The organism is Mycobacterium sp. (genome assembly GCF_049608025.1).
Taxonomy (GTDB): domain Bacteria; phylum Actinomycetota; class Actinomycetes; order Mycobacteriales; family Mycobacteriaceae; genus Mycobacterium.
Genome location: NZ_JBMYXC010000002.1, coordinates 4,048 through 27,874, shown reverse-complemented (window position 1 = coordinate 27,874; position 23,827 = coordinate 4,048). Strand labels below are relative to the sequence as shown.

Below are 23,827 nucleotides of genomic sequence, written 5' to 3'. Positions count from 1 at the left end.
CCGTTTCACAAGGAGCAGATTGGACGACTCACAAGTCGCGGTTCTGCTGTTCGGCGGCCGCCGCGCGCCCTGGGGGTTGGGCGCGCTTCCCGTCGTAGACACCGGACCCGACCTCGACGGGCTGGTCGGCTACCGCCGGCTCATCGTGGTCGGCTCACATGGCGACCTGGCAGCGGTGCTGACCCAGCTGTTGCGCCAGGATCGGCTCGACATCGAGGTGGCCCATGTGCGGTGGCCGTGGCACGGGCGGCGGGCCCGCAACGGCGCCGCAACCCGCGTTCCGCTCATCCGTGACGAGACCGGCAGTGTCCTCACACACGTCGCCTACTGGCTACCGCAGGCGGGCGCCGAGACGATCCGCGGCGAAGCGGTGGTCGACGACGCCGTGCTGTTCGACGGTGCGGTAACCGGTGTGCGGATAGAGCCGACCGCGGCGATGCCCGGTCTTCGTGCCAGCGCCGGGTCCGGCCGTCCCCGGCGCTGGGTGACGGGACGGGCCGCCCAATTGGGCACCGCGGGCGCGCTGGTGGTCCGGGACGGTAAGCCGGCGCCGCGGCCGGTCCGGCGCTCTACCTTCTATCGGCATACCCAGGGCTGGCTGCGCGTCGGCCCCTGACAACCGGTACGGCTACCCCAGATAGCCTGGTGGCGTGAGCATTCGCCCACTGCATCAGTCGGTGCGGCCCAGCCCGATCTTCCTGGTCATCGTGGGGCTCACCGTGGCCGGCGGGGTCGTGGCGTGGCTCTCGGCGCAGCAGATCCGGCCGCTGGCCTACCTCGGCGTCTTCGTTTTCGTCATCTTCGGGTGGCTGGTGACACTGTGTCTGCACGAGTTCGGCCACGCCTACTCGGCATGGCGGTTCGGAGATCGCGACGTCGCCATACGCGGATATCTCACCCTCAATCCACTGAAGTATTCGCATCCGCTGCTGTCGCTCGGACTGCCCGTCCTGTTCATCGCGCTGGGCGGCATCGGCCTGCCGGGCGGCGCGGTGTACGTCCAGACCGGGTTCATGACGAAGCGGCAGAAGACGCTGGTCAGCCTGGCGGGCCCGGCAGTCAACCTCGGGTTCGCGGTGTTGCTGCTCACGCTGACCCGGCTGATGTACGACCCGGCCCACTCGGTGTTCTGGGCGGGCGTGGCATTCCTGGGCTTCCTGCAGATCACCGCGTTCCTGCTCAACATGCTGCCGATTCCGGGCCTGGACGGCTACTCCGCGCTGGAGCCCCATCTCAGTGCGGAAACGCAGCGCGCGCTGCAGCCCGCCAAACAGTGGGGCTTCTTCCTGCTGTTGATCCTGCTCATCGCACCGGGCCTCAACCAGTGGTTCTTCTCTGCGGTGTACTGGCTGTTCGAACTGTCCGGAGTGCCCGCTGCGTTGTCGGCCGCCGGGGGGCAGCTGACCCGGTTCTGGTCGGCCTGGTTTTGAGACACCGGGCTGGTCCAAATAGCGGTCCGGGTAGCTGAGGGCGCCAGATGGCCGGGTGGATCGGGCTAGGTGTATATCGCGCCGGCGACGGCGCGCTTCTGCGCCCTGAGCCGTTGCACGATGCCCGGCGCGAAGCCTGAACCGGTCGGGCGTTGCGGCACCTTGTCCGGGTCTTCGGCCAGCGTCCAGCCCGAACCCAGCTCGATCAACGAGCGGTGCTTGTTGGCGTAGTAGTCCGGACTGATCGATATCGCCACGCCCGACGCGCCGGCCGCAGCGGCGATCATGTGCGGGTGAAATCGGGTCGAGATCCACGTCTGTCCGGCGGACACCGGAAGGCCGTTGGCCCAGACATCGACGAACGGGTAGAAACGCGCCCCCGGCATCTCGTGTTCGATGAGCGCGTAGACCTCCCGGTCGACCCGCGGTATCCCCTCGACCACGCACACCTGTTCCGGAGGCACCGCCCAGGCGCGCAACATGGACAATGTCACGCCGGCGACCGAGCCATTGCCGATGTCGTTCATGTCTGACTGAAGGCAGATCATCACCGTGGGCGGCGGCGCATCGGGCCAGGCTTCCTGAGGCGTGGTGGTGCGGTGTCCCTGACCGATCGTCAGGAACGCATCGTCGACACCGGGGCCGACCCCGAGCAACCGAGCGGATTCCGCGTCGCGAACATCGACGACATCGAACCGGTCAGCCAGCGCTGCCAGCAGCGGACCCGCACCCGGGGGCTGCGGAGCCAACCCATGTCCCGACATCGCCGCCCTGGCCCCTGAATGCCGGGCGGCCGCAGCAGCCCCGGCCAGTAGCCCGACGTGCCGCGGCCACACGGCATTGACGTACCCACCGCCGAGGACATGTACGACCTGGGGGCGGTGCAGAGCCATAATGCCCTGGTGCCAGCGGGGTGCCATTCCAGGATTGGCGATGGCATTCTGCACCCAGGAAGCAACCTCCCACGGATCGTCGGACGGCGCCTCCCAGCACAGTCGCCACAGCGTGTCGACGAAACGCACCCGCGGATGCGCGTCCCCGAAGAGCAGCTGGCTGGGACCCGGCGAGTGGGTGTCGACCCACACCTCGGCGTTGGGCGCGACCTCACTGAGGTGGCGCAACCAGCCGTCGAGGATCAGTTCGTCGCCGAAATTCGGGAAACCGGCGGTGGCAACCAGGTAGTACACGGGGGACTCCCGGCTTTCGGCCATCACGCGATGCTACCGAGCGCTGCACAGCCCAACGACTTGTCATACATGCAACTATCCGCATATATTTCGATCCATGGGTGCAGGACACAATCACGGGAGTGCCGACACCCGCGTCTCGCGCATGCTCATCGCGGCGGGCATCCTGTCGGTTTTCTTCGTCGTCGAACTGACCACTGCGCTGGCGATCAACTCCATCGCGCTGCTGGCCGACGCGGGCCACATGCTGACCGACCTGGTGGCCATGTTCATGGGCCTGACCGCGGTGCTGATGGCCCGGCGCGGCAGCACGTCCCCGTCGCGGACCTACGGTTGGCACCGCGCCGAAGTGTTCACCGCAGTGGCCAACGCGGTGCTGCTGCTCGGGGTGGCGGGTTTCATCCTGTACGAGGCATTCCAACGGCTCGGGGACGCCCCCGACGTCCCTGGAGTCCCGCTGATCGTCGTCGCACTGGCGGGGTTGCTCGCCAACGCTGTGGTCGTGCTCCTGCTGCGTTCGCACGCCAAGACCAGCCTCGCCGTCAAGGGCGCCTACATGGAGGTCATCGCCGACACCCTCGGCAGCGTCGGAGTGCTGGTCGCAGGCATCGTCACGGTCACCACGGGGTGGCCCTACGCCGACGTCGTCGTCGCCGTTCTGGTGGCGCTGTGGGTGCTGCCCCGCGCCATCTCGCTGGCTCGGACCGCACTGCGAATCCTGTCCGAGACGTCGCCGAGCCACATCGACGTCGAAGAACTGCGCACTGCACTGGGCGCTGTCGACGGCGTCACCGAAGTCCACGACCTTCACGTATGGACCCTGGTGCCGGGCAAGGACATGGTCACAGCGCACCTGACCAGCAGACGAAATTCGGCTCTCGTGCTCGACGACGCCCGAACCGTGCTCACCGCCCGCGGCCTGGACCACTCCACGGTTCAGGTGGAGCCACCTGACTCGGCCACCGACTGCGAATGCGAAAGCGACAAGAGGTAGAGCGCCGCCTTCAGGACAGACCGAGTTCCGCCCGCGCGGACGGATCACAGTCGTCGAGCAGATCCAGGCACCGCTGAAACTCCGGGGTCTCGCCGATCGTTTCGGCGGCCCGCGCCAGCGCCGCAACGCATCGCAAAAAGCCCTGGTTGGGCCCGTGGAAGAACGGCACCGGACCGAAACCCTTCCAGCCGCTGCGCCGCAGTTGATCGAGCCCACGGTGGTAACCGGTGCGGGCATAGGCGTAGGCCGTGACCGCCTGGCCGTGCTCGAGCGCCTCTTCGGCGAGCAAAGCCCACGCGATCGAGGCCGACGGATGCGCCGCGGCCACGGTGGCAGGGTTGTCCGCAGCGGCTAGTTCCGCCTCTGTAGCGGGATCACCGGGCAGCAACACCGGTTCTGGTCCGAGGAGATCGCCCATCCGAGTCATGGGCCCCATTGTGCCGGGTCGACTCGGGCGTGCGGCCGCGGGCGCCCGTCACCACGGATGGTTAAGCTTCCGCCGTAGCGTCAGTGAGACAGATGCCGTCGTTGGGTTAGGACCCCGTCGTCGGGTTGGGACCGGAAAGGATTTGAGCAGGGATGTCGCACCCCACAGGGCCTGGCCAGCCCGACGAGAACACCGGCGAATCGACCGACGAGACGGCTGAAACCCCAGGCTCCGACCACGAACCGGCCACCGAGGTCATGGCGCCGGCCGACCCGGCCGCCGGGGACGTGGACGACCAACCCGGGGAGCGGCGGTTCACCGCACCGTCCGGATTCGACGCGGGATCAACCCAGATCATCGACCAGCCCGCGGACCCGGCCACCGAGGTGTTCTCGTCGACCGAGGGCGGCCAGCCCGGCGAGCAACAGTCCGTTACGCCCCAACTGATTCCGCCACGTGGTGACGTGCCGCAGCGGCCGAAGAAGAAACGCAGCTGGGCTTGGGTGGCGGCCATCGTGGCCGTTGTCGCGGCGCTGGCGGCCATCGCGATCCTCGGCACGATCCTGCTGACCCGCGCGTCCACCCCTAAGGTGTCCCAGGAGGAAATGGTCCGGGCCACGATCCAGGACTTCGACATCGCGGTGCAGAACGGCGACCTGTCGACACTGCGCAGCATCACCTGCGGGACGACCCGCGACAACTATGTCCGCTACAACGAAAAAGCCTGGGCTGAAACACACTCGCGGGTGGCTGCCGCCAAGCAGTACCCGGTGGTCGCCAGCATCGATCAGGTGGTGGTCAACGGCGATCACGCCGAGGCGAACGTCACGACCTTCATGGCGTATGCGCCGCGGACCCGCTCGACGCGAAGCTTCGATCTGGAGTTCCGCGACGAACAGTGGAAGATCTGCCAGGCGCCGGCCAGTTAGCCGGTCACGCTCCGGCCCGCGCTGTGCAGATCGTTGCACGCCTCGATGACCCGGTCGACCATGCCGGCCTCGGCTTTCTTCAAGTAGCTGCGCGGGTCGTAGACCTTCTTGTTGCCCACCTCACCGTCGATCTTGAGCACTCCGTCGTAGTTGGAGAAGAAATGGCCGGCGATCTGCCGGCTGAACGCGTACTGCATATCGGTGTCAACGTTCATCTTGACCACGCCGTACTTCAGGGAGTCCTCGATCTCGGACTTCAACGACCCGGAACCGCCGTGGAAAACGAAGTCGAACGGCTGAGAGCCCTCCGGCAGGCCCAACTGCGCCGAGGCCACCTTCTGCCCCTCGGCGAGGACCTCGGGTTTAAGCACGACATTGCCCGGCTTGTAGACGCCGTGGACATTGCCGAACGTCGCGGCCAGCAGGTACTTGCCGTGCTCACCGGCGCCCAGGGCGGTGATGGTCTTCTCGAAGTCCTCGGCACTGGTGTAGAGCTTGTCGTTGATCTCGGCCTCGACGCCGTCCTCCTCGCCGCCGACCACCCCGATCTCGATCTCCAGGATGATCCTGGCGGCCGCGGACAGCTTCAGCAGCTCCTGAGCGATCTCGAGATTCTCGTCGATCGGGACGGCCGAGCCGTCCCACATGTGGGACTGGAACAACGGATTGTGCCCTTTGGCCACTCTTTCCGAGGAGATCGCCAGCAGCGGCCTGACATAGCCGTCCAATTTGTCCTTCGGGCAATGGTCGGTGTGCAGCGCGACAGTGACCGGGTACTTCTCTGCGACGATATGGGCGAATTCGGCCAGGCCCACCGCTCCGGTGACCATATCCTTGACGCCGAGTCCAGAGCCGAACTCCGCGCCACCGGTGGAGAACTGAATGATGCCGTCACTGCCCGCATCAGCGAAGCCCTTGAGCGCTGCATTGATGGTCTCCGAGGACGTGCAGTTGACCGCCGGGAACGCAAAAGAGTGCTCCTTGGCGCGGCCCAGCATCTCGGCATAGACCTCGGGCGTGGCGATGGGCATAACTGGTTCCTCTCGGCTGTCCTGGCTTTACCGGCAGTATCTCAAGAACGACCCATCCTCACACGGTCAACGCCATTCGGCACCGCGCGCAACCCTCGTCCATCGCAGCACAAGCCCGGGCCCGTTACCCCGAGAATGTCGCCGATCAGTCGAAGTCTGTCTGCTCTTCGGAGATTCCCAGTCGGCGTTCGATGAGAATCAGCCCCACCACGGCCACAATTCCGGCAACGAACAACAGCAGCACCATGGAGATGTCGGCAGCCGGCGCGAGCAGGTCACGGTCCGCGGATTGCCACGGCCACAGCGCCCGAAGAGACCCCATCATGAGCCCGGTGATCACCACGAGCGTGCTGCGAGCGCGGTTTTCGAGTAGCCACCTCAACAGCGTGACGAACGATGCGAGACCGATGATGGCGCCGAGTCCGAAGAGTGCGATGTAGGCGAAGTTGCGGTTATTGACAGCGCTCATGGTCACCTCGTACATGCCGAGGGAGAGCAGCAGGAATGAACCGGACACTCCGGGCAACACGAGCGCGCAGATAGCCACCGCTGCAGCAAGGACGATCACGATCGGGCTCGGATCAGCGATGGTGGCTGGTGGCACGCCCGTGAGCCAGAACAGGAAGACCGCAGCCACTACCCCGGCCGCGACGTCCTTCGCCCGCCATGCGCCCGGTGCAGTGCGGACGACCATATGAGCCGGCACATAAGCACCCGCAAGCACCAGTCCGAAGAACAACGCCCGCATCTGGACCGGATACGCGTCGAGCAGCGGCTCGAGGAATCGCGCTCCGAGAATCAGCGCGATGCCCATGCCGATCGCCACGGGGATCAGGATTCGCCAGGGCAGACTTCGGAATGTGGAGGCGGAGGCCTGCGCGGAGGGTCTCCCGGTCCCGAGGCCGACGAGTTGCCGCAGGGCGAGCACCAAGTTGGCGATCGCCTTGATCAGCGTCTCGTAGATGCCGACGATCAATGCGACCGTTCCGCCACTCACGCCGGGGATGACTTCGGCAACGCCCATGAGTGCGCCACGGACCAGGTTGGTGACAGCTGCAAGCACCCGATCACGCTAGCGGTTGTGAGTGGCCTTGAGGAGCTATTCCTGACGGCCGCCCGCGCCGGTAGCCTTGCAACCCGTGGTCGTCGACAATCTCGCGCTGATGCCCGACTTCATGGACCCGATCAACCTCCTCAGCTACTTCGGCACCTGGGCGCTGATCGGCGTGCTGGTCGTCGTGTTCGTCGAATCCGGAGTGCTGTTTCCGATCCTGCCCGGCGACTCGCTGCTGTTCGTGGCAGGAATGCTCGCTGCCGGCACCGCCGCGGCCGCGCACGACGGCACCGTCCACGCCAACTTCGCGCTCTGGCAACTGCTGGTCTTCATCCCGATCGCTGCGGTGCTCGGCGGACAACTGGGCTACTGGATCGGTCGCAACATCGGCACCGCGATGTTCAAGCCCAACGCGCGATTCCTTAAGCAGCGGTACCTCGACGAGGCACATCTGTTCTTCGAGCAACGCGGTCCGTTCGCCATCGTGATCGCGCGTTTCGTGCCCATCGTGCGCACGCTCGCGCCCATCACCGCGGGCGCCGCCAAGATGAACTACGCAGTGTTCACGCTGTACAGCGCCATCGGCGCCACGGTCTGGGGTGTCGGTCTGACGCTGCTCGGGTACTGGCTCGGGCGGTTCGAGATGATTCAGAAACTGCTCGAACCCTTCATCGTCGGCATCGTGATTCTGTCGGTCCTGCCGATGGCATATGAGTGGCACAAGCGCCGCAAAGCCGCCAAGCGCGCCGAAGGGGCCGCCGAAGTGTCCGCCGACGCCGAGCCGACGGCCGGATAGTCGGCCTCAATCGCCTGCGGCACCTGATTCGTCGCTGGCGACATATGCGGCTTCCATCAACATCCAGCCGGCCAACTGCACCGATAGATCGCGCTCTGGAATCTGCGAGGAATTGACCGCTCCCTCGATGAACTGGGCCTCCTGGGTGCCGGCGGTCGGTAGCTCGGCGACCCGGTCCCAGAATGCGCTGAACAACGGCAGATCCTCAGCAGTCTGGCGGTTATCCCAGGCAGCCCGCGCCGACGCGAGCACCACCGATCGCGCGGTCTGACGAGCCTGCTCGTCCTTGGCCCCGCGCCCGGGCAGCGTGGTGACCACCAGAGCCAGATAGCGCGCCAGAATCCCGTTGAACAATCCACCGTCCCCGCCGCCGGCGCCCTTGATCACACCGTCGGGCGCCATCTCCTCGGCGACCGCAGCCACCAGTCGGTGCACCCGTTCGGCATGTTCGGCGTCCTCGGTGCGCACCGCGAGTTCGGTTTCCAGTCCCAGCACCACGCCTTGGCAGTACGTGTACTGCGCCCGAACCAACGAGCCGGCTTTGATGCCGTCGAAGACCAGATGGGTCTCCGGATCGATCAACGACTCATCGATCCAATCGGCCATCTGTTGCGCCCGGCGCAATCGGTCCCCGTGACGGGCCAGGAAGATGCCCGCAGGCCCATTGGCCGGTGCGTTGAAGAACTGATCCTGCTTACGCCAGGGGATTCCGCCACCGTCCTCGGGCACCCAGGCGTTGAGGAACTGCCCGGCAAGCTTCTCCAGCGCCTTCGGGCGTCCCACTCCGGTGAGCCGGCCCGAGCGTTCCAGCGCCAGGGCCAACCACGCCATATCGTCGTAGTAGTCGTTGCCCCAGGACCCGAAGTTCCGCACGCGATGTCCGCGAATTTGCCGGGCGATCGACTTCAGCCGCTCGGGTTGGGGGTCACGAACCTGCGCATCCACCAGGTTGTCCAGCAGGTGCGCCTGCCACCAGTAGTGCCAGGTCGCGAACCGCCGGTGCTGCTGAGCAGCGGGCCAGGCGACAACGCCTAGCTGCGTACCCGGTATGCCCCAGAGCCGCTTGAGGTGCCGCTTCGTGATCGCGGCTTCCGCGCTGGCGGCGCGGTTGGCCCACAACTGATCCATGACACCGATCCTGCCCTAAACGGGCGCGTGCCGGGGAGGCAGCCCTAGATACTGATGAGACAATTTTGTTTCACATGAGCTATAGTCGTTGCATGTCAGCCACTCGCGACCAGTTACTGCGTGCCGCGGCGGACTTTCTCGGCCGGCGTCCGAACGCCACGCAGGACGAGATCGCCGCCGCAGTCGGGGTCAGCCGAGCAACGCTGCATCGTCACTTCTCCGGTCGACTCGCGCTGACCGAGGCGCTGGAAGACCTCGCCATCAACGAGATGCGCAAGGTACTGCACAGTGTTCAGCTACACGAGGGTTCAGCAACCGATGCCCTGCGTCGCCTGGTCTCGGCATGTCAGCCGGTCTCGCCCTATTTGGCGCTGCTGTACAGCCAGAGCCAGGAACTCGACGCCGACAACACGCAGGACGCGTGGTTGGAGGTCGACACCGAGATCACGGCGTTGTTCCAGCGCGGACAGCGCGACGGAGACTTCCGGCCCGACCTCACCGCAGCCTGGCTCACCGAAGTGTTCTACAGCCTGGTCGCCGGGACCGCATGGGCCATCCGCGCGGGCCGTGTCGCCGGCCTCGATTTCGACCGACTCATCACCGACCTGATGCTCAACGGAGTACACACCTCATGACCCGCCGCTGGTTCGCCCTCGGTGTCCTCGCCATGGCCGTGCTGCTCATCGGCGTCGACGGCACGGTTCTTGCGCTGGCCACCCCGTTCATCAGCGCAGACCTCGGTGCCACCGGAACCCAGATTCTGTGGATCGGTGACATCTACTCGTTCGTTCTCGCCGCCCTGCTGATCAGCATGGGCAGCCTGGGCGACCGCATCGGTCACAAGAAGCTACTGCTCTACGGCGCAACAGCTTTCGCCATCATCTCGGCGGTGACCGCATATTCTTCGACACCGGAGACGCTGATCCTGACCCGTGCGCTGCTGGGCATGGCCGGCGCGACGCTGACGCCTGCCACGCTGGCACTGATCCGCGGACTGTTTCCCGACCAGCGGGAGCGCAGCATCGCCGTGGGTGTGTGGGCCTCGGCTTTCTCGGCAGGTGCCGCCCTGGGTCCGGTCGTCGGCGGTGTGCTGCTGGAGCACTTCTGGTGGGGATCGGTCTTCCTGATCAATATCCCGGTGATGCTGGTCCTGCTCGTCGGCGGCATCCTGCTGCTGCCCGAGCACCGCAACCCTGAACCCGGTCCGTGGGATCTCCCCAGCGTGGCGCTGTCCATGCTCGGGATGCTCGGTGTCGTGTACGGCATCAAGGAGGGCTTCATCGGTCTGGCGCACGGTCTGCGCATCGACGCCGTCCTGGCGGGTGTGGTCGGGGCGGCGGCCCTGACATTGTTCGTACGGCGCCAACTGCGCCTGCCGGTGCCGCTTATCGACGTCCGACTGTTCCGCAACCCGGTGTTCTCCGGGGTGGTGTCCGCGAACCTGCTGTCGGTACTGGGCCTGTCTGGGCTGGTGTTCTTCCTGTCCCAGTACTTCCAGCTCGTGCAGGGTTTCGGGCCGCTCAAAGCAGGGATGGCGGAGCTGCCCGCGGCGGTGACGGCCACCGTGTTCGGTGTCCTCGCCGGGGTGGCTGTGCGCTACGTCTCGCACCGCGCGGTACTCACCACAGGGTTGACCCTGATCGGTCTCGCCATGGCCTCGCTGTCGGCGTCGCTGACACTGTTCGCGCCCGTTACGCCGTACCTGCCACTCGGCGTCGCACTGTTCGTCGTCGGTGTCGGCCTCGGCCTCGCCTTCACCGTCGCCAGCGACGTCATCCTGGCCAGCGTGCCCAAAGAACGCGCAGGCTCAGCGGCTGCGGTCTCCGAAACGGCCTACGAACTCGGGATGGCGCTGGGCATCGCCACGCTGGGCTCGATCGTCACCGCCGTCTACCGCACGGTGGTGATCGAGCCCAGCCTTCCGGCCGCAGCAGCCGACGGGGCGCGCGACTCGCTGCCCGGAGCCATCCGCGCCGCCGCAGAGCTACCGGCCAACCAGGGCGCCGCATTGCTCACCGCCGCGAAGGCCGCGTTCACCGACGGCCTGGCGATCGCCTCGGCGGCCGGTGCGGCGCTGCTGCTCACCGCAGCGGTCGCCGTCTGGCTACTGTTGCGACCCAGGTCCGATGTCGCCGGCAGCCCGGCTCCCAGGCCCGATGTCGCCGGCAGCCCGGCTTCCAGGCCCGATGTCGCCGGCAGCCCGGCTCCGTCACCAGGCGCGGCCGAGGTCGGCATGCTGGCGGATCCAGGTGTGCATGGCGATCCCGGCGGCGACACCTACGTTGATACTGCGGGTGGAGCCGAACTGGGCGATCGATACCGTCACGCCGGCACCGGCCGTCGCCTCTGCGGTGATACCCGGCCCCTCCTGGCCGAACACCAACAAGCAGTCGCGGGGCAAGGTGACCTCTTCGATACGCGCGGACCCGGGGGTGTTGTCGACCGCGACGACGGTCAAACCGCCCTCTGCGGCGAAGTCCAATAGATCGGCGATCTTCTCGTAGTGGCGCAGCCGCTGATAGCGGTCGGTGACCATCGCCCCGCGCCGGTTCCAGCGCCTGCGGCCGACGATGTGCACCGTGTCGACGGCGAAGGCGTTCGCGGTACGTACGACCGCGCCGATGTTCGCGTCGTTCCCGAAGTTCTCGATGGCCACGTGTAGCCGGTGCCTGCGCTCGTCAATGTCGGCGACGATCGCTTCACGCGTCCAATAGCGGTATTCGTCTACGACATTGCGGGTGTCGCCGGCACTTAGCAGCTCCGGATCGTACCTGGCGTCACCGGGCGGCGGCCCTGTCCACGGACCCACCCCGTGGCACCCACCCCACTCGGTGGGGCCGGCGACATCAGGGTCAGATCCACCAGAATCGTGGCTGCCGGCACTGGCCATCAAGTACGGTCACGGCCCTTGCCCACCACTTTTGTCAAGGCGCGCACCACGTTCCGTGGCACCATGCGCCCACCGGTAGTCAGCGCCTTGTACTGCAAGCCCGGGATGATCACGGTCTTGTTGTTCTTGGCATCCTTACCTGTGTGGGCCATGGTCTCCCGGACCACGTCATCGACCTCGAGCCAGAGGAACGAGGCGGTGCCTGCCATGTCGATGCCGGCCCGCTGATGAAACTCGGTGCGGACGAACCCCGGACACAGCGCGTGTACGCCCACGCCCGTGCCGCCGAGCCCATTGGCCAGTCCTTCGGAGAACGAGACCACCCATGCCTTGGAGGCCGAGTAGGTCGACCCGCGCCCCGGCAGCAGCCCTGCGACGCTGGCCACGTTGAGCACTGTTCCGGCGCCGGCGGCCAGCATGGGCGGCAGCGCGGCATGGGTGAGCTGCATGACAGCGGTGACGTTGACGTCGAGCTGAGCCTGCAGCACCTCGAGATCGGCGGACCAGAACTCCCCCGCCGTGCCGAACCCGGCATTGTTCACCAGCACTTGGACACCTGCCCGCAGACGGTCGGCGACCACCACCCGGTCGGCGGCAACAGCCAGATCCGCAGGAATGACCTCGACCCGGGCACCCGCCTCGTCCCTCAACTCGGCGGCCAAGCGTTCCAGTCGCTCGATGTCGCGGGCCACCAGCACCAGGTCGTAGCCGTCGACTGCGTAACGGCGGGCAAAGCCCTCTCCCAGCCCGGACGTCGGCCCGGTGATCAAAGCGACGGGGCGTGACATGCCCCGAGAATACTTACCGCTGATAGTTCGGCGACTGCCTACCGTTGCGCGACGGCGGCTGCGCGCGGCGGGCCGGGTCCGGTTGGGCAGACCCGGCTTCGGGCCCGGCGGCTTCGGGCTGGTCGACGTAGTGGCTCACGTCGGCGCGGCCGGCTGGCTGGTCGCCCCTGCCGGGCGACAGCTCGGGACGCCCCGACGGTGCGGGGGTGATGGGGCGGCTGGGCGAACCGGCGCGGCGTGCGACGGGCTGACCCGCGGCCGCCGTGGCCAACGGGGGCAACACCCTCAGCAGGTCGTTGAACTGACGCACGGTGCGCAAGCCCTCGTCCCATTGGGCGCGGGTGCTGGTGACCGGCATGCTGATCAGGGTCCAGTTCTGTTCGTTCCACATCATCTCGGCGCAATCCGGCGCGGTGTGCACGAACGTCACCATCCTGCGGTCGCATGCGCGTCGGGCCGCGTCCAGGTTGGTCGAATACACCATTCGGGGGCCGATAGCGCCGAGCAGCCAGATGTCGCTCTCGCGCGGCTCCTTGACGCCCTTGAGCCGCAGATCGACGACCACGTTGGTACCCACCTTGCGGTGCAGCGCGATGACCGTCGCGACGTCGTCCAGGTCGAAGACGAAGACCGCCTCGCCGCGGATCTGGCCGAGGACCACGTTGCGCGCGGTGACGTCACCGACCGTTGACATCACCCCGCGCTTCCAACGCTTGAGGATGTCAGTGGACTCGTGCTCGTAGTCGAATCCGTGCGACTTCGCCCACGACTTGCGGCGACGGCCGAGACCCCGACGGCGGTCGAGGTCGACGTACAACAAAACCGCCGCACCTACGAAGCAGAGTGCAGACAGGGTGAACCAGAGCGGAACCATTGGTTAAAGAGTATCCGCTCATGCCGTCGAATCCCGAACTCGAATAGATCACAACCCGATCACCGTGACCCCCACCACCCGCGAGCAGTCACAAACTCGCACCCAAAGGCCCATTGCGCGCGAGTCTGCGTCTGCTCGCCGGACGGACGGACGAACGCCGGCGGGCGGGCGGCGGGGGAACGCGGGGGCACTCAGCCCAGCACCAGCGAATCGCCGTCCTCGCGGACATTGACGGGCACCACATCGCCGTCGTGCACCTCACCGGCCAACAGCAGCTTGGCCAACTGGTCGCCGATGGCCTGCTGCACGAGTCGGCGCAGTGGCCGTGCACCGTAGAGCGGGTCGAACCCACGTTCCGCCAGCCACTTCTTGGCCGCCAGCGACACCTCGAGAGCCAGGCGGCGCTGTGCCAGCCGCTTCTGCAGCTGCACCAGCTGGATGTCGACGATCGCCACCAGCTGCTCGGGATCGAGCGCGTCGAAGATGATCACGTCATCCAGGCGGTTGATGAACTCCGGCTTGAACGCCGCGCGTACCGCTGCCATGACCTGCTCTTCGGTACCCCCGGCGCCGAGGTTGGACGTCAAGATCAGGATCGTGTTGCGGAAGTCGACCGTGCGGCCCTGACCGTCGGTCAGCCTGCCCTCATCGAGTACCTGCAGCAGGACGTCGAAGACGTCGGGGTGGGCTTTCTCGATCTCATCGAACAGAATCACGGTGTAGGGCCGTCGCCGTACCGCCTCGGTCAGCTGGCCGCCCTGGTCGTACCCGACGTAGCCGGGAGGCGCACCGACAAGACGGGCCACCGAGTGCTTTTCCCCGTACTCACTCATGTCGATGCGGACCATTGCCCGTTCATCGTCGAAGAGAAACTCCGCCAGGGCCTTTGCCAGCTCGGTCTTACCGACGCCGGTGGGGCCGAGGAACATGAACGAACCCGTCGGGCGGTTCGGGTCGGCTACACCGGCGCGACTGCGGCGAACCGCATCAGAAACCGCAGTGACAGCCTCTTTCTGCCCGATGACGCGCTTGCCCAGCTCTTCTTCCATCCGCAGCAGCTTGGCGGTCTCACCTTCGAGCATCCGCCCTGCCGGAATGCCGGTCCACGCAGACACCACATCGGCGATGTCGTCGGGCCCGACGTCTTCCTTGAGCATGACGTTCTCGCGAGCCTCGGCGACCGGCAACGCCGCGTCGAGCTTCTTCTCGACCTCGGGGATGCGGCCGTAGCGCAACTCGGCGGCCTTGGCCAGGTCGCCGTCGCGCTCGGCCCGGTCGGCCTCGCCGCGCAGCGTGTCCAGCTGCTCGGTGAAGTCGCGGACGACATCGATGGCGCCCTTCTCGTTCTGCCAGCGGGTGGTGAGCTCCGCCAACTTCTCTTTGTCATCGGCCAGCTCAGCACGCAGCTTCTCCAGCCGGTCCTTGGAGGCGGCGTCCTCCTCCTTGGCCAGCGCCATCTCCTCGATCTCCAGCCGCCGTACGAGCCGTTCGACCTCGTCGATCTCTACCGGCCGCGAGTCGATTTCCATCCGCAGGCGCGAGGCAGCCTCGTCGACCAGGTCGATGGCCTTGTCCGGAAGGAACCTGCTGGTGATGTACCGGTCGGAGAGGGTGGCGGCCGCCACCAGCGCGGAGTCCGTGATCCGGACGCCGTGGTGTACCTCGTAGCGGTCCTTGAGCCCGCGCAGGATGCCGACGGTGTCCTCGACCGACGGCTCGCCTACCAGCACTTGCTGGAAGCGGCGCTCCAGCGCAGCGTCCTTCTCGATGTACTTGCGATATTCGTCGAGGGTGGTGGCGCCAACCAGCCGCAACTCGCCGCGAGCCAGCATCGGCTTGATCATGTTGCCCGCGTCCATCGCCGATTCGCCGGTCGCGCCGGCACCGACGATGGTGTGCAACTCGTCGATGAACGTGATGATCTGGCCTGCCGAGTTCTTGATGTCGTCGAGGACCGCCTTGAGCCGCTCCTCGAATTCGCCGCGGTATTTGGCCCCGGCCACCATAGATCCGAGATCGAGGGAGATAACGGTCTTGTCCCGCAGGCTCTCCGGTACGTCACCCTCGATGATGCGCTGGGCCAGGCCCTCCACGATCGCGGTCTTTCCGACACCGGGCTCACCGATGAGCACCGGGTTGTTCTTCGTGCGTCGGCTCAGCACCTGGACCACGCGGCGGATCTCGTGGTCACGTCCGATGACCGGGTCCAGCTTGCCGTCCTTGGCGAGCGCGGTCAGATCGGTGGAGTACTTCTCCAGTGCCTGATAGGTGCCCTCGGGGTCGGGGCTGGTGACCCGGGCGCTACCGCGCACCTTGACGAATGCCTCCCGCAGCGCCTGGGGCGACGCGCCGTGGCCGTTCAACACCTTGGCGGTGTCACTGTCGCCGGCAGAAGCCGAGCCTGCGGAGCGACCCGAACCGCCGGCCAGCCCAACCAGTAAATGCTCGGTCGAGACGTACTCGTCGTCCATCTCGGTGGCGAGTGCCTGAGCGGCACTGATCGCCGCGATCGAGTCGGGCGACAGCTGCGGCGTGGATGCCGAACCGCTGGCGCTGGGCAACCGGTCCAGTAACTGCTGCGCCTCGTTTCGGATGGTCGCGGGATCGACTCCGACAGCTTCGAGCAGCGGTCCGGCGATACCATCGTTCTGGGTGAGCAGCGCCATCAACAGATGAGCGGGCGTAACCTGCGGGTTCCCCGCAGCCGTCGCTGCCTGCAGGGCCGAAGTCAGCGCCGCCTGGGTCTTTGTCGTCGGATTGAACGAGTCCACGACACCTCACTTTCTCAGTACGTGCCGCAACGGGCACGGGCCGCACCAGCGGCCCCTCAAATGCTTGTCGCCTTAAACAACGCCGTCAAGGTTGAGTCTGTTCCGCTCAACTTATCCCGGGGCGATCAGGATCAATGCGTGATCGTCAGCAGCAGCACACGCACCTTGCTAGGTTGAGCCCGTGTCGGGCATTTGGGGATCGATTCTGACGGAGCTCATTCCACTCGGCTTGGTCGTCGCGTTCTCCCCGCTGTCGATCATCCCGGCTGTTCTCGTGCTGCACAGCCCTCGTCCCAAACCCACCGGGTTGGCTTTCCTGGCCGGCTGGATCTTCGGCCTGGCATTGTTGACCAGCATCTTCCTGACGGTGTCCGATCTGGCCGGCGGGCTGGGCAAGAGCCCGCCGAACTGGGCGTCGTGGCTGCGCATCATCGTCGGCGTCGCGCTGATCGTCTTCGGCGCGTACCGCTGGGTGACCCGCAAGAAGTCCACCCATATGCCGGGCTGGATGACAAAGATGAGCAGCCTCACCCCCGCCAAAGCGGCGTTAACCGGGGTAGCGCTGACGGTCGTCAATGTCAAAGTTCTCCTCATCTGTGCCGCAGCAGGTTTGGCGATCGGGTCATCCGGGCTGGGTTCACCCAGCGTCTGGGTCGCGGCAGCCTGGTACGTCGCGATGGCTGGTTCCTCGGTGGCGCTGCCCATCCTCGGATACGCGGTGTCAGGTAAACGCCTGGACCCCGCGCTGGAACGACTCAAGGCCTGGATGGAGCGCCAGCATGCCGCACTGGTCGCCGGGATTCTGGTGGTGATCGGCCTCATGGTGCTGTACAAGGGAATTCACGGCCTCTGACGAGAGGATCGTGCCGCGTGGGACTCGAAGACCGGGACTCGATACGCATCCTGCGGGATGCCGTCGATCCTGACCGCAGTGCCGAAACACTCATCCGGGACTTCTACACCCGATGGTTCGGTACCGACCCCTCGGCGCGGGACCTGTTCCCACCGGACATGGCCCACCAGCGCCACGTCTTTGGCCATGCCCTGTGCTGGTTATGCGACGAGATCATCGCCCAGCGCGCCGACGAGCCAGTGGCCTTTCTGGCCCAACTCGGCCGCGACCATCGCAAATACGGTGTCACCCCGCAGCATTACGCCACGCTGAAGGATGCACTGCTCAGCACACTGAGATCGTATCTCGCGCACAGCTGGGACCGCCGACTCGACGAAGCGGTCCACGACGTCGTTCAGCTCGCCGTCGGGGTGATGAGCGGCGCCGCCACCGCCGAGACCAGCCCGGCATTCTGTGACGGCACCGTTCTCGAACACCATCGACCCACCCGGGACGTGTCGATAATCCGGCTGAAGATGGACCACCCGCTGACCTACCTCCCGGGGCAGTACGTACCCGTCCAGGTGCCGCAGTGGCCGCGGCGGTGGCGCTATCTGAGCCCGGCGATACCGGCCGAACCGCACGGCTACGTCGAGTTCCATGTCCGCTCGGTTCCCGGCGGAATGGTCAGCACGGCAATCGTCGGGGAAGCCCGCCCGGGTGATCGATGGCGGGTGTCCAATCCGCACGGCGCGCTGCACATCGACCGCGACGACGGCGACGTGCTGATGGTCGCGGGCTCGACTGGGCTGGCACCACTGCGAGCGCTGATCATGGACCTGGCCAGGTTCGTGGAGAACCCGCGGGTGCATCTGTTCTTCGGGGCGCGGTATCCGGGCGAACTCTACGACCTGCGCACTCTCTGGGAGATCGCCTCGACCAACCCGTGGCTGTCGGTGACTCCAGTGTCAGAACACCGAGTCGATCCACCGTGGGCCGCCGAGTACCCCGACCCCGCACCACCGCGCGGGCTGCACGTGCGTCAGACCGGCGCCCTGCCCGACATCGTGACCCGGTACGGCGGCTGGGGCGATCGCCAGATCCTGGTGTGCGGCAAGCCCGCGATGGTGCGCGCCACCAAGGCGGCACTCCTCGCCAAGGGTGCACCCGCTGAACGTATTCACCACGATCCCCTGGCAAGCTGAAATCACATGGCAGGATCGACAGCCATGGACGAGTTAGAAACCGTCACGCTGCGCGATCCGTCGTCAGCACTGACCGCCACCTACGTCCCAGCCGCCGGCATGGTCGCCACATCTCTGTCGGATGACGGCGTGGAGCTGTTAGGACAGCGCCGCGGCCTGCAGGGCTACGTCTCGAACCACAAGACCATGGGCATCCCCATCCTTTATCCGTGGGCGAACCGGCTCAGCAGCAACGGCTACGGCGTCGACGGAGCCGTCATTACGCTGACGCCGGGCACCGGCGGCGTGCGGACCGACCAGCACGGAGTACCCATTCACGGGACGTTGGCCGCCTATCGGGACTGGAACGTCACCACGCTGCTGGAATCACAGCTGACAGCCGAGCTGGACTTCGCGGCCCGGCCGGGGCTGCTGGCAACCTTTCCGTTCCCGCACCTGCTGACGCTGGACATCACGCTGCTCGAGCGCACGCTCACCGTGAAGACAACGGTCACGGCGACCACGGGTTCGCGGGTGCCGACCTGCTTCGGCTTTCACCCTTACCTGCAACTGCCCGGCATCCCCCGCGCGCAGTGGCGGATGGAGACGCCGACGATGCGCTACCAGCCTGTCAACGCCTGGGGCATCCCCACCGGACGGGTGGAGCAACGCCCCGCGGCCTCTGAGCTGTTGGGCGACAGATTCGTCGACGAGGGCTACGACGAAGTCGAACCGGGATCGATCTTCGCCCTCTCGGGCGGCGACCGGCGCATCGAGGTGCACTTCGATCAGGGTTTCACGGCGGCACAGGTGTTTGCGCCGGGTGATGACGATGTCGTGTGTTTCGAGCCGATGGCCGCCCCGACCGACGCGCTGCGGCGCGGGGGTTACCACGAGGTGCAGCCCGGCGAGTCCGCAACCGCACAGTTCCGGATCAGAGTCAGTTAGTGCTGCCGTCTCGGCTGCCACACCACCAGTGCGGTGCTCTTCGCCCGCGGCTGAGCCCGCAGGTACTCGACTTCCCCGCTCAACTCGCGAACCCGCCCCTGCAGCGCCTCGACCTGGTTGGTTAGTTCGATGATGCGCTTGATCCCCGCGAGATTCACACCTTCGTCCTGGGACAGCCGTTGCACCTCGCGCAACAGATCGACGTCTCGCTCCGAGTAGCGCCGACCGCCGCCGGAACTGCGCTGGGGACTGACCAGGCCGAGTCGGTCATAGGTGCGCAGGGTCTGCGCGTGCATACCTGCCAACTCGGCGGCCACCGAGATCAGAAACGTCGTGGCGTCTTCCCGGCGGTTGGCGCTCACAACGCACCGGCCCAACCTGCCCGCGGGTCGAATCCGCTGGCGCGCTCGGCCTTGGCATAGGCCTCCAACGCTTCGGCCGCCTCGCCCTCCAGCTTCGGCGGCACCGCCACCTTGACGGTGACCAGTAGGTCACCGTGACCGCCGGAACGCTTGGGCACACCACGGCCGCGCACCCGGAGAATTCGACCGTCCGACGTACCCTTGGGCACCCTCACTCCGACCTTGCCTTCTAATGTCGGAATTGAAAGCGTTGTACCCAAGGCTAATTCGTGGAAACTGACCGGAACCGCGACGGTCAAGTCGTCCCCGTTGCGGCCGAACACCTTGTCGGGCTTGACGTGGACGGTGACGTACAGATCACCCGAGGGCGCCCCACGCAGTCCCGCTTCCCCCTGCCCGGCCAGCCGAATCCGCTGACCATCTTCCACACCCGGAGGTATGCGCACGTTGATGGTGCGGGTGCGGGTAGCCACACCGGTGCCCTTGCACTCGTCGCAGGGATTCTCGATGGTCGAGCCGCTCCCACGGCATTCCGTGCACGGCTCGGAGAATCCGAACGCACCCTGGTTGCGGTTCACAACGCCGGCACCGTTGCAGTTGGGGCAGACCTTGGGGCTGGTGCCCGGACGCGCACCGCTGCCGTGACAGTTGGTGCAGGGAGCCGGGCTGGTCAGCCGAAGTGGCATCGCCACACCCTTGGTGGCCTCGAGGAAGTTGAGTTCTGTCTCGGTCTCGAGGTCATTGCCCCGGCGTGGACGAGATGGTCGAGGCTGTTGCGCGCCCCGGCCGAACAGCCCGCCGAACAGGTCGCCGATGTTGGCGCCGCCTTCCTGACCAGCCGCGTCGAAAAGGTCGTTCAGGTTGAACTCCTGACCGTCCCCGCCGCCGCCGAAACCGGCACCACCACCGCCGCCGCCGCCGCCGAAGCGACCTCGACCGAACCCGCCGCCGGCGAACAGGCGGCGAGTTTCGTCGTACTCCTTGCGCTTCGCCGGATCCGTGAGCACTTCCTTGGCTTCCGACGCGGCCTTGTACCGCTCCTCAGCCGCGGCGTTGCCAGGGTTCCGGTCGGGGTGGTTCTCGGAGAGAATCTTGCGGGCGGCCCGCTTGATCTCTTTCTCATCGGCGTCAGAGTTGACGCCCAACTGCTTGTAGAAGTCCTTCTCGACCCACTCACGTTGGGCCATACCGCGTCACCTCCTCGCCTGCTCGTCGTTGCCTGCCGGTCAATGTTCTGATTCTGAGCGCTCTTCTGCCGCGGAGTCGGCAGTATCGGGCCCCGATGCGTCGGGCACGGTGTCGACGACACCCACCATGGCGTGCCGTACCACGTGATCACCGACTTTGTAGCCCCGCCTCATCACGGTCCCGATCACCGAATGCGACCCGTCGCCCTCGTGCTGGACGGCCTCGTGCAACGCGGGATCGAACTCCTCACCCTCGCTGCCGAAGGCCGCCAGGCCCAGCCCTTCGAGCACGCCGATCAGCTTGTCGGCGACCGCCTTCAACGGACCCGAATCGAGGTCGCCGTGCGCCCGAGCCCGGTCGAAATCATCGAGCACGGGCAACAACTGGGCCACCACGTGGGACTTGGCCCGATCAGTTGCCACCCGCTGATCGCGCAGGGCCCGTTTGCGGTAGTTGGTGAAGTCGGCCTGCACGCGCTGCAGGTCGGCGATCAACTCGGCGGCCTCGCTCTGAGATTCCTCAGACACGGTGGGTGCCTCCGGGACCGGCCCGGTGTCCGCGTTGTCGCGGACCTGGCCGGTTTCCGGGTCGATCCTGCGCCGGTCGGTGAAAGAGATCGGCTCGCCGTGTTCGGAGGAACGGTCGTGATCGGCGTCACTCACTTGGGCTCCTGGTCGTCCTCAACAACTTCAGCGTCCACCACATCATCATCGGATCCTGCGGCGTTACCCGCAGGCCCTTCGCCGCCGCCTGCAGATTGCTCGGCCTGAGTGGCCTCGTAGATCGCCTGGCCCAGTGCCTGGCTCTCTTCGCCGAGCTTCTCCATCGCGGTCTTGATCGCGCCGATGTCGGTGCCGTCGAGCGCCGACTTCGCTTCGGTGATCGCGCTGTCCACCTTGGCCAACGTGTCCTCGGCGACGGCAGGACCGCCCGCTCCCTCTTTTGGTTCCCGCTGCTCTTTGACGAATTTCTCCGTCTGGTAGACCAGCGACTCGGCCTGGTTGCGGACGTCGGCCTCTTCGCGACGGGTACGGTCCTCCTCGGCGTGCGCCTCGGCATCCTTGACCATCCGGTCGATCTCTTCCTGGGAAAGGCCGGAGCCTTCCTGGATGCGGATGGTGTTCTCCTTGCCGGTGCCCTTGTCCTTGGCGGTCACGTGCACGATGCCGTTGGCGTCGATGTCGAAGGTGACCTCGACCTGGGGCACTCCGCGCGGAGCCGGCGGCAGGCCGGTCAGTTCGAACGAACCCAGCAGCTTGTTGTGCGAGGCGATTTCCCGCTCACCCTGGAAGACCTGGATCTGCACCGAAGGCTGGTTGTCATCAGCTGTGGTGAAGGTCTCCGAGCGCTTCGTCGGAATCGTGGTGTTGCGTTCGATCAGCTTGGTCATCACGCCACCCTTGGTTTCGATACCGAGGGACAACGGGGTGACATCAAGCAGCAGAACGTCTTTCACCTCGCCCTTGAGCACGCCGGCCTGCAAAGCCGCACCGACGGCGACAACTTCGTCAGGGTTGACGCCCTTGTTGGGATCCTTACCGCCGGTCATCTCCTTGACCAGCTCGGAGACCGCGGGCATCCGGGTGGAGCCGCCGACCAGCACGACGTGATCGATATCGGAGACCGGGATACCGGCATCCTTGATCACCGACTGGAACGGACTGCGGGTGCGGTCCAACAGATCCTGGGTGATCTTCTGGAACTCTGAACGGGTCAGCTGCTCGTCGAGGAACAGCGGGTTCTTGTCCGCATCGACGGTGATGTACGGCAGGTTGATCGACGTGGATTGGCTCGAGCTGAGCTCGATCTTGGCCTTCTCGGCAGCCTCACGCAGTCGCTGCATCGCCATCTTGTCCTTGGTCAGGTCGATGCCCGCGCTTGCCTTGAACTTGTCGACGAGCCATTCGACGATCCGGTCATCCCAGTCGTCGCCGCCGAGGTGGTTGTCACCAGAGGTGGCACGCACCTCGACAACGCCCTCACCGATCTCCAGCAGAGACACGTCGAAGGTGCCGCCACCGAGGTCGAACACCAGGATGGTCTGTTCCTTCTCGCCCTTGTCCAGGCCGTAGGCCAGTGCGGCCGCAGTCGGCTCGTTGACGATGCGCAGGACGTTCAGGCCGGCGATCTGGCCGGCTTCTTTGGTCGCCTGCCGTTGGGCGTCATTGAAGTACGCGGGGACGGTGATGACCGCGTCGGCGATGTCCTCGCCGAGGTAGGACTCGGCGTCGCGCTTGAGCTTCATCAGAACCCGCGCGCTGATCTCCTGCGGCGTGTAGTTCTTGTCGTCGATCTCCACCGACCAGTCGGTGCCGATCTCACGTTTGACCGAACGAATGGTCCGGTCGACGTTGGTCACTGCCTGGTTCTTGGCGGGTTGACCTACCAGCACCTCGCCGTTGCGCGCGAACGCGACAACAGACGGGGTGGTCCGCGAACCCTCGGAGTTGGCGACCACGACGGGCTCACCACCCTCCAGAACCGCGACGACGGAGTTGGTGGTCCCGAGGTCGATTCCGACCGCACGAGCCATAATTGCTGCCTCCTGAATAGAACGAATCAATGGTCACGAGTGCACTGCACTCAATCGGACTGAGTGCACCGGGCTCAAGACTGCCCGGGCCGACCATTCGATGTCAACCCAGGCTTGAGTCTGGTGCACTCAAGTTGTCGAATGGTCCAACGAGAGGTCACACGGATTTGTTCCCGTATGTTCCCGACTGCGCGATCAGCAACTGCTCGGACGGCGGCCACGCGGTCATCCCCTGCCGCAACCGCATTCTCTTCCGAGCCACGTCCACGGCATGGTGAAGTTGAGCAGGGCGGCAGCATATTCCCGGCAATTCGACTTCCTGGCCATTGGACTTCCTGGCCATTGGACCGTGATAGACCGCTGGGGATGCAGCGGATCGTCACGGGACTCAAGGCCGGCACTGCCGCGCCTGCCCTGAAGCCCACACCAACAACGCGGGACTAGGGGAAATCATGAAGAACATCGGTGCCATGTTCAAACA

Annotated in this window: 22 protein-coding genes and 1 pseudogene; 10 read left to right on the top strand and 13 right to left on the bottom strand. The window is 66.0% G+C overall.

What is annotated here, in order from left to right; translation table 11 throughout:
- Nucleotides 1-19: 19 nt before the first annotated feature.
- Together ACPGXI_RS00950 and ACPGXI_RS00945 are read left to right on the top strand one after the other, a co-directional pair.
- Nucleotides 20-616: a peptidase M50 gene (locus ACPGXI_RS00950; protein ID WP_526648878.1), complete on the top strand. Its 597-nt coding sequence runs from the start codon at nt 20-22 to the stop codon at nt 614-616.
- 34 nt (nt 617-650) lie between these two features.
- The gene (locus tag ACPGXI_RS00945) at nt 651-1,430 is read left to right on the top strand and encodes a site-2 protease family protein (protein WP_526648876.1); all 780 of its coding nucleotides are present in this window, start codon (nt 651-653) and stop codon (nt 1,428-1,430) included.
- 65 nt (nt 1,431-1,495) lie between these two features.
- Here ACPGXI_RS00945 and ACPGXI_RS00940 read toward each other — a convergent pair whose 3' ends face one another.
- Entirely contained in the window at nt 1,496-2,641 is a 1,146-nt protein-coding gene (locus tag ACPGXI_RS00940) for a polysaccharide pyruvyl transferase family protein (protein WP_526648874.1), read from the bottom strand.
- Nucleotides 2,642-2,714: 73 nt separating this feature from the next.
- On the opposite strand from ACPGXI_RS00940, the gene ACPGXI_RS00935 reads away from it, so the two are divergent.
- Nucleotides 2,715-3,611, top strand: a complete 897-nt coding sequence (locus ACPGXI_RS00935) for a cation diffusion facilitator family transporter (protein ID WP_526648872.1) — start codon at nt 2,715-2,717, stop codon at nt 3,609-3,611.
- A gap of 10 nt (nt 3,612-3,621) precedes the next feature.
- Here the strand turns inward: ACPGXI_RS00935 and ACPGXI_RS00930 are convergent, their stop codons facing one another.
- A complete protein-coding gene (locus ACPGXI_RS00930; protein ID WP_526648870.1) occupies nt 3,622-4,038 on the bottom strand; it encodes a DUF3151 family protein in 417 nt (138 codons plus the stop codon).
- A 152-nt stretch (nt 4,039-4,190) separates the two neighbouring features.
- Between ACPGXI_RS00930 and ACPGXI_RS00925 the strand changes: the two genes are divergently transcribed.
- Nucleotides 4,191-4,967 carry an Rv0361 family membrane protein gene (locus ACPGXI_RS00925; RefSeq protein ID WP_526648868.1) on the top strand — a complete coding sequence of 259 codons (777 nt, stop codon included), beginning with the start codon at nt 4,191-4,193 and terminating at the stop codon, nt 4,965-4,967.
- Here the strand turns inward: ACPGXI_RS00925 and fbaA are convergent.
- Both fbaA and ACPGXI_RS00915 read right to left on the bottom strand, forming a co-directional pair.
- Nucleotides 4,964-5,998 carry a class II fructose-bisphosphate aldolase gene (gene fbaA, locus ACPGXI_RS00920; protein WP_526648866.1) on the bottom strand — a complete coding sequence of 345 codons (1,035 nt, stop codon included), beginning with the start codon at nt 5,996-5,998 and terminating at the stop codon, nt 4,964-4,966. The genes ACPGXI_RS00925 and fbaA overlap by 4 nt on opposite strands.
- Before the next feature lie 145 nt (nt 5,999-6,143).
- The gene (locus tag ACPGXI_RS00915) at nt 6,144-7,061 is read right to left on the bottom strand and encodes an undecaprenyl phosphate translocase family protein (RefSeq protein ID WP_526648864.1); all 918 of its coding nucleotides are present in this window, start codon (nt 7,059-7,061) and stop codon (nt 6,144-6,146) included.
- 100 nt (nt 7,062-7,161) lie between these two features.
- Between ACPGXI_RS00915 and ACPGXI_RS00910 the strand changes: the two genes are divergently transcribed.
- A complete protein-coding gene (locus tag ACPGXI_RS00910; protein ID WP_526649135.1) occupies nt 7,162-7,848 on the top strand; it encodes a VTT domain-containing protein in 687 nt (228 codons plus the stop codon).
- 6 nt (nt 7,849-7,854) lie between these two features.
- On the opposite strand, the gene ACPGXI_RS00905 is transcribed toward ACPGXI_RS00910, so the two are convergent.
- Nucleotides 7,855-8,976 (bottom strand): glycoside hydrolase family 76 protein, encoded by a 1,122-nt coding sequence (locus ACPGXI_RS00905; protein WP_526648862.1) that lies wholly within the window; start codon nt 8,974-8,976, stop codon nt 7,855-7,857.
- A gap of 92 nt (nt 8,977-9,068) precedes the next feature.
- Between ACPGXI_RS00905 and ACPGXI_RS00900 the strand changes: the two genes are divergently transcribed.
- Both ACPGXI_RS00900 and ACPGXI_RS00895 read left to right on the top strand, forming a co-directional pair.
- Entirely contained in the window at nt 9,069-9,611 is a 543-nt protein-coding gene (locus tag ACPGXI_RS00900) for a TetR/AcrR family transcriptional regulator (RefSeq protein ID WP_526648860.1), read from the top strand.
- Nucleotides 9,608-11,296 (top strand): annotated as a pseudogene (locus tag ACPGXI_RS00895) (MFS transporter); the annotation flags it as partial. The gene ACPGXI_RS00900 and the pseudogene ACPGXI_RS00895, both read left to right, overlap by 4 nt.
- Here ACPGXI_RS00895 and ACPGXI_RS00890 read toward each other — a convergent pair.
- From ACPGXI_RS00890 to clpB, 4 genes are all read right to left on the bottom strand, one after another.
- Nucleotides 11,186-11,866 (bottom strand): TrmH family RNA methyltransferase, encoded by a 681-nt coding sequence (locus tag ACPGXI_RS00890; protein ID WP_526648858.1) that lies wholly within the window; start codon nt 11,864-11,866, stop codon nt 11,186-11,188. The pseudogene ACPGXI_RS00895 and the gene ACPGXI_RS00890 overlap by 111 nt on opposite strands.
- Complete coding sequence (locus ACPGXI_RS00885; protein ID WP_526648856.1) at nt 11,866-12,654, bottom strand: SDR family NAD(P)-dependent oxidoreductase; 789 nt, start codon at nt 12,652-12,654, stop codon at nt 11,866-11,868. Before ACPGXI_RS00885 ends, ACPGXI_RS00890 begins: the two co-directional genes overlap by 1 nt.
- Nucleotides 12,655-12,667: 13 nt before the next feature.
- The gene (gene ttfA / locus ACPGXI_RS00880; protein WP_526648854.1) at nt 12,668-13,528 is read right to left on the bottom strand and encodes a trehalose monomycolate transport factor TtfA; all 861 of its coding nucleotides are present in this window, start codon (nt 13,526-13,528) and stop codon (nt 12,668-12,670) included.
- Nucleotides 13,529-13,719: 191 nt separating this feature from the next.
- Nucleotides 13,720-16,299 carry an ATP-dependent chaperone ClpB gene (gene clpB, locus ACPGXI_RS00875; protein WP_526648852.1) on the bottom strand — a complete coding sequence of 860 codons (2,580 nt, stop codon included), beginning with the start codon at nt 16,297-16,299 and terminating at the stop codon, nt 13,720-13,722.
- A gap of 181 nt (nt 16,300-16,480) precedes the next feature.
- Between clpB and ACPGXI_RS00870 the strand changes: the two genes are divergently transcribed.
- From ACPGXI_RS00870 to ACPGXI_RS00860, 3 genes are read left to right on the top strand one after another with little or no spacing between them, the layout of a single operon-like run.
- Complete coding sequence (locus ACPGXI_RS00870; RefSeq protein ID WP_526648850.1) at nt 16,481-17,152, top strand: GAP family protein; 672 nt, start codon at nt 16,481-16,483, stop codon at nt 17,150-17,152.
- Between the two features lie 17 nt (nt 17,153-17,169).
- On the top strand, nt 17,170-18,336 hold the full coding sequence (locus ACPGXI_RS00865; RefSeq protein WP_526648849.1) for an FAD-binding oxidoreductase: 1,167 nt from the start codon (nt 17,170-17,172) through the stop codon (nt 18,334-18,336).
- Between the two features lie 24 nt (nt 18,337-18,360).
- Entirely contained in the window at nt 18,361-19,263 is a 903-nt protein-coding gene (locus ACPGXI_RS00860) for an aldose 1-epimerase (RefSeq protein ID WP_526649133.1), read from the top strand.
- Here the strand turns inward: ACPGXI_RS00860 and ACPGXI_RS00855 are convergent.
- The 4 genes from ACPGXI_RS00855 to dnaK are packed head-to-tail and all read right to left on the bottom strand — an operon-like array spanning nt 19,260 to nt 23,346.
- Nucleotides 19,260-19,625: a heat shock protein transcriptional repressor HspR gene (locus ACPGXI_RS00855; protein ID WP_526648847.1), complete on the bottom strand. Its 366-nt coding sequence runs from the start codon at nt 19,623-19,625 to the stop codon at nt 19,260-19,262. The genes ACPGXI_RS00860 and ACPGXI_RS00855 overlap by 4 nt on opposite strands.
- A complete protein-coding gene (dnaJ, locus tag ACPGXI_RS00850) occupies nt 19,622-20,812 on the bottom strand; it encodes a molecular chaperone DnaJ (RefSeq protein ID WP_526648845.1) in 1,191 nt (396 codons plus the stop codon). Before dnaJ ends, ACPGXI_RS00855 begins: the two co-directional genes overlap by 4 nt.
- 39 nt (nt 20,813-20,851) lie before the next feature.
- On the bottom strand, nt 20,852-21,475 hold the full coding sequence (gene grpE, locus ACPGXI_RS00845; RefSeq protein ID WP_526648843.1) for a nucleotide exchange factor GrpE: 624 nt from the start codon (nt 21,473-21,475) through the stop codon (nt 20,852-20,854).
- Nucleotides 21,472-23,346, bottom strand: coding sequence for a molecular chaperone DnaK (dnaK, locus tag ACPGXI_RS00840; protein ID WP_526648841.1), 1,875 nt, complete (start codon nt 23,344-23,346; stop codon nt 21,472-21,474). The genes grpE and dnaK overlap by 4 nt, the downstream gene beginning before the upstream one ends.
- Nucleotides 23,347-23,827: the final 481 nt, after the last annotated feature.

Coding starts and splice junctions, on each gene's coding strand:
- ACPGXI_RS00940 (WP_526648874.1), bottom strand. CDS start 2,641: ATGGCCGAAAGCCGGGAGTCCCCCGTGTACTACCTGGTTGCCACCGCC.
- ACPGXI_RS00935 (WP_526648872.1), top strand. CDS start 2,715: ATGGGTGCAGGACACAATCACGGGAGTGCCGACACCCGCGTCTCGCGC.
- ACPGXI_RS00930 (WP_526648870.1), bottom strand. CDS start 4,038: ATGACTCGGATGGGCGATCTCCTCGGACCAGAACCGGTGTTGCTGCCC.
- ACPGXI_RS00925 (WP_526648868.1), top strand. CDS start 4,191: ATGTCGCACCCCACAGGGCCTGGCCAGCCCGACGAGAACACCGGCGAA.
- fbaA (WP_526648866.1), bottom strand. CDS start 5,998: ATGCCCATCGCCACGCCCGAGGTCTATGCCGAGATGCTGGGCCGCGCC.
- ACPGXI_RS00910 (WP_526649135.1), top strand. CDS start 7,162: ATGCCCGACTTCATGGACCCGATCAACCTCCTCAGCTACTTCGGCACC.
- ACPGXI_RS00905 (WP_526648862.1), bottom strand. CDS start 8,976: ATGGATCAGTTGTGGGCCAACCGCGCCGCCAGCGCGGAAGCCGCGATC.
- ACPGXI_RS00900 (WP_526648860.1), top strand. CDS start 9,069: ATGTCAGCCACTCGCGACCAGTTACTGCGTGCCGCGGCGGACTTTCTC.
- ACPGXI_RS00890 (WP_526648858.1), bottom strand. CDS start 11,866: ATGGCCAGTGCCGGCAGCCACGATTCTGGTGGATCTGACCCTGATGTC.
- ACPGXI_RS00885 (WP_526648856.1), bottom strand. CDS start 12,654: ATGTCACGCCCCGTCGCTTTGATCACCGGGCCGACGTCCGGGCTGGGA.
- ttfA (WP_526648854.1), bottom strand. CDS start 13,528: ATGGTTCCGCTCTGGTTCACCCTGTCTGCACTCTGCTTCGTAGGTGCG.
- ACPGXI_RS00860 (WP_526649133.1), top strand. CDS start 18,361: ATGGACGAGTTAGAAACCGTCACGCTGCGCGATCCGTCGTCAGCACTG.
- dnaJ (WP_526648845.1), bottom strand. CDS start 20,812: ATGGCCCAACGTGAGTGGGTCGAGAAGGACTTCTACAAGCAGTTGGGC.
- dnaK (WP_526648841.1), bottom strand. CDS start 23,346: ATGGCTCGTGCGGTCGGAATCGACCTCGGGACCACCAACTCCGTCGTC.